This is a genomic window from Streptomyces otsuchiensis, from assembly GCF_004305975.1.
Classification (GTDB): domain Bacteria; phylum Actinomycetota; class Actinomycetes; order Streptomycetales; family Streptomycetaceae; genus Streptomyces; species Streptomyces otsuchiensis.
Genome location: NZ_BHZI01000378.1, coordinates 1 through 4,460 on the forward strand (window position 1 = coordinate 1; position 4,460 = coordinate 4,460).

The window sequence follows — 4,460 nt, forward strand, 5'->3', positions numbered from 1 at the left end:
CTGCGGTACCGGGGCGTCGACATCGAGGACCTGGTCGGGAAGGTCTCCTTCGGGCAGGTGTGGGGACTACTGGTGGACGGGGCGTTCGAACCAGGGCTGCCCGCGGCGGAACCGTTCCCGATCCCGGTGCACTCGGGTGACGTCCGGGTGGACGTGCAGTCCGCGCTCGCCATGCTCGCCCCGGCCTGGGGGCTGCGCCCGCTGCTGGACATCGACGCCGGACAGGCGCGGGCGGATCTGGCGCGCGCCGCCGTGATGGCGCTCAGCTATGTCGCGCAGTCCGCGCGCGGCACCGGGGTGCCGATGGTGCCGCAGCGCGAGATCGACAAGGCCGACTCGGTGGTCGAGCGGTTCATGCGGCGCTGGCGGGGCGAACCCGACCCGCGGCACGTCGCCGCGGTGGACGCCTACTGGACCTCCGCAGCCGAACACGGCATGAACGCCTCGACGTTCACCGCGCGGGTGATCGCCTCCACCGGTGCCGACGTGGCGGCGGCGCTGTCCGGCGCGGTCGGCGCCATGTCCGGTCCGCTGCACGGCGGGGCGCCCTCGCGGGTGCTGGGCATGATCGAGGAGATCGAGCGCACCGGGGACGCGACCGCCTACGTCAAGCGTCAACTGGACTCGGGAGAGCGGCTGATGGGCTTCGGTCACCGGGTCTACCGGGCGGAGGACCCGCGGGCACGGGTACTGCGCCGCACGGCGAAGGAGCTGGGCGCGCCGCGGTACGAGGCGGCCGAGGCGTTGGAGCGCGCGGCGCTGAAGGAACTGCACGAGCGGCGTCCGGACCGGGTGCTCGCCACCAACGTGGAGTTCTGGGCGGCCATCATGCTGGATTTCGCGGAGGTGCCGGCGCCCATGTTCACCTCGATGTTCACCTGCGCCAGGACGGCGGGCTGGTCCGCGCACATCCTGGAGCAGAAGCGCACGGGACGGCTGGTCCGGCCGGCGGCGCGCTACATCGGCCCGGCCTCGCGCGACCCGCGTGAGATCGAGGGACACCGGGGCTGAACGGAACCGGGCGGGCCACCGGCCCGCCCGTCACCCCGCTGCCCCGGCGCGCCGGTCACCCCGACAGACGCCGCGCGCCTGTCGCCACGTCACCCTCGCCCGCCCGTCGCCCCGTCAGACGCGGCGGGGCCGGATCGGTGCCATCGCGTCGCGCACCTCGGCCAGCAGCCGCCGCATCGCGGTCTCGGCGGCGGCGTGGTCCCCGTCGGCGACCGTGCGGGCGACCTCCTCGTGCAGGTCGAGGGCCTCCGGCACCGGCCGGTGCGGCATCAGTCCGAGCTGGGTGCGTCCGCGCAGGACGGAGGTGACGACGTCGGTGAGCGCCGTGAACATCTCGTTGCCGCTGGCGCGCAGCAGCAGCGAGTGCATCTCGACGTCGAGTTCCATGAAGGGTTCGAGCCGGCCGGCCTCACCGTGTGCGCGCATCTCCGCGGCGAGGGCGAGCAGCCGTTCGCGCTGGGCGGGGGTGGCGTACCGGGCGGCGGCGGAGGCGGCCAACGGCTCGACGGCGATGCGGAGTTCGGTCAGCGAACGGAGCTGGGAGTCGCGTCCGGGCCCGGCGAGCCGCCACCAGATGACCCGGGGGTCGTAGACGTGCCAGGAGGACGAGGGCTGGACGGTGATGCCGACGCGACGGCGGGAGACGACCAGGCCCATGGACTCCAGCAGCCGCATGGTCTCGCGGGCGACGGTCCGGGAGACGCCGAACCGTTCCTGGATGACGTCCAGGGTGAGGCCGTGGCCTTCGGGGAGGACGCCGCCGGTGATCTCCAGTCCGATGGCGTCGAGCACCGAGTGGTGCAGTGACTCGGTCCCGCCGTTGCCCGCGCGCTGTCTCCCCACGTGGGAAGCCTATCCCGTGGCCGTCGGCGTCCGGCGGGCGCCGGTGACCGGGCGGCACCGGGCGCGCGCTCCGAGCGCCCCCGCCCTGCCCGCTGAGCCATCGGCCGGCGACGCTGCGCCACCGGTCGCGCGGCTTTCCGGGCCGAAACGTGATGTGTGTCGCCGGGGGTTCCCTCACCGGAAATATTGGTGTTACCTTTCCCGACCATTGGTAGCACCTTTCAGTGAGGAGAGGCCCATGTCGCCGACCACGCTCGTGGTCATGGGGGTGTCGGGAGCCGGCAAGAGCACCATCGCCGCACTGCTCGCCGACCGCCTCGGCTGGTCCATGGCGGAGGCCGACGCGCTGCATCCGCAGTCCAACATCGACAAGATGGCGGCCGGCACCCCGCTCACGGACGCCGACCGGCTGCCGTGGCTCCGGGTCATCCGGGACTGGATCAGCGAACGGGCCGAGGCCGGGACACCGGGCGTCGTCAGCTGCTCGGCGCTCAAGCGCGACTACCGGGACCTCCTGCGGGAGGCCACCGGCCACGTGCGCTTCGTGCACCTCGCCGGCACCCCGGAACTGATCGCCGGCCGACTCCACCTGCGTACCGGCCACTTCATGCCGCCCTCGTTGCTGGACTCCCAGTTCTCCGACCTCGAACCGCTCGCCGACGACGAGGACGGCGTCACGGTCGACCTGCGCCGCACCCCCGAGCAGATCGCCGACGACGCCCTGGCCGCCCTCGGCCTGCCCTGACCCGCCACCGTCCCGCCGACCGGACCGGGCGGCGGGACGGCATCCCGGCCGCGGCGGCCCGCACCCGGACTCAGCCCCGACGCGTGCCCCGGCCCCGCACCCGGACCACCTCGACCCTCACCACCCTCACGTCCCCGCAAGGCAACGGAGCTTCCGCATGGACCCCACCGACACCTGGACACAGACCATGGGCGCCGGGCCGCTTCTGGCCATAGCCGCCGCCGCGATCGGTGTCCTGCTGTTCCTGATCATGAAGCTGCGCGTCCACGCGCTGCTCGCCCTGATCGTGGTCAGCCTGATCACCGCCTTCGCGACCGGCATCCCGTCGAACCAGGTCGTCGACACCCTTGTGCAGGGGTTCGGGACGACCCTCGGCGGCGTGGCGCTGCTGGTCGGACTCGGTGCCATCCTCGGCCGGCTGATCGAGGTGAGCGGCGGCGCCCAGGCCCTGTCCGACGCCCTGATCCGGCGGTTCGGTGAGGACCGCGCGCCTCTGGCACTGGGTATCGCGTCGCTGTTCTTCGGCTTCCCGATCTTCTTCGACGCGGGCCTCGTCGTGATGCTGCCGATCGTCTTCACGGTCGCGCGGCGCGTGGGCGGCGGCATCCTGCGCTACGGCCTTCCGGTGGCCGGCGCCTTCTCCGTGATGCACATCTTCGTGCCGCCGCACCCCGGGCCGGTGGCGGCCTCCGAGCTGATGCAGGCGGAGATCGGCCTGGTCATCCTGCTCGGCCTGGTCATCGCCATCCCGACCTGGTACGTCACCAGCTACCTCTTCGGCCTGTGGGTCGGCAAGCGCATCGTGCTCCCCGTGCCGGACATCCTGACCGGCGGCGAGCAGGTCGAGAAGGACGAGAACCCGCCCTCCCCCGCCACCGTGATCGGCCTGCTGATGCTGCCGCTGGTCATGATCTTCGCCAACACCGGCCTGGACACCGCCCGCGCGGCGGGCTGGATCGACGGCGAGGCCGGCTGGTTCGAGTTCGCCCGGGCCATGGGCTCCACCCCGGTCGCGCTGCTGATCACCGTGCTGGTCGCCATCTACGTGCTGGGCACCCGGCGCGGCCGCGGCGGCGATGTCATCGAGAAGCTGACGGACTCCGCGCTCGGCCCGATCGCCTCCATCATCCTGATCACCGGCGCCGGCGGCATGTTCGGCGCGGTGCTGCGCGCCAGCGGCATCGGCGACGCCCTCTCCGACGCGCTGGCCGACCTCGGCCTGCCGGTCATCGTCATCGGCTACCTGGTCGCCACCGCGCTGCGCATCGCCCAGGGCTCGGCCACCGTCGCGCTGATCACCGCCGCCGGACTGATCCAGTCGGTCGTCCTGGCCGGTGACTTCAACTCGGTCGAGGTGGCCGCCATCGTGCTCGCGCTGGCCGCCGGCTCGGTGACCGCCAGCCACGTCAACGACTCCGGCTTCTGGCTGGTCGGCCGCTTCCTCGGCATGGACGTCAAGACCACGCTGAAGACATGGACGGTCCTCCAGACCACGATCGGACTGATGGGCTTCGCGATGGCCAGCGCCATCTACGCCATCGCCTGATCACCCTCCGGAAGCCCCTTCCGGAAGCCCCCTCCCGACCCCGCGGCGACGGGCGTCCGGAGGGGGCTTCCCCGTATTCGGCGCGCGATGAACTACTGGGTGGGAGAACCAGGTAGATCACCAGTCGTTCGCACCAGTGGTCGGCACCGACCTCCCCGCGCCACAGCGGGCACCTGACACCCGGCACCCGCGAGGCGGCGAAGCCGGGTAGGTCAGGTGTATTGCTCTTCTACACATCTGACGCTGCAGACGAGACTCCTTGTTTTGTTCTTTGTGTAGTTCGTATCCTTCATAACAACATTTTTTGCTTCGTGT

At 71.7% G+C, this 4,460-nt stretch carries 4 protein-coding genes; 3 read left to right on the forward strand and 1 reads right to left on the reverse strand.

What is annotated here, in order from left to right:
• Nucleotides 1–1,011, forward strand: a 1,011-nt coding sequence (locus E0D90_RS23860) for a citrate synthase 2 (protein WP_130800042.1), incomplete at its 5' end; no start/stop codon positions are given.
• 114 nt (nt 1,012–1,125) lie between these two features.
• Here E0D90_RS23860 and E0D90_RS23865 read toward each other — a convergent pair.
• Complete coding sequence (locus E0D90_RS23865; protein ID WP_130800043.1) at nt 1,126–1,854, reverse strand: FadR/GntR family transcriptional regulator; 729 nt, start codon at nt 1,852–1,854, stop codon at nt 1,126–1,128.
• Between the two features lie 238 nt (nt 1,855–2,092).
• On the opposite strand from E0D90_RS23865, the gene E0D90_RS23870 reads away from it, so the two are divergent.
• Both E0D90_RS23870 and E0D90_RS23875 read left to right on the forward strand, forming a co-directional pair.
• Nucleotides 2,093–2,599: a gluconokinase gene (locus E0D90_RS23870; RefSeq protein ID WP_130800044.1), complete on the forward strand. Its 507-nt coding sequence runs from the start codon at nt 2,093–2,095 to the stop codon at nt 2,597–2,599.
• A gap of 157 nt (nt 2,600–2,756) precedes the next feature.
• On the forward strand, nt 2,757–4,145 hold the full coding sequence (locus tag E0D90_RS23875; protein WP_130800045.1) for a GntP family permease: 1,389 nt from the start codon (nt 2,757–2,759) through the stop codon (nt 4,143–4,145).
• Nucleotides 4,146–4,460 lie beyond the last annotated feature (315 nt).

Coding starts and splice junctions, on each gene's coding strand:
- E0D90_RS23875 (WP_130800045.1), top strand. CDS start 2,757: ATGGACCCCACCGACACCTGGACACAGACCATGGGCGCCGGGCCGCTT.
- E0D90_RS23870 (WP_130800044.1), top strand. CDS start 2,093: ATGTCGCCGACCACGCTCGTGGTCATGGGGGTGTCGGGAGCCGGCAAG.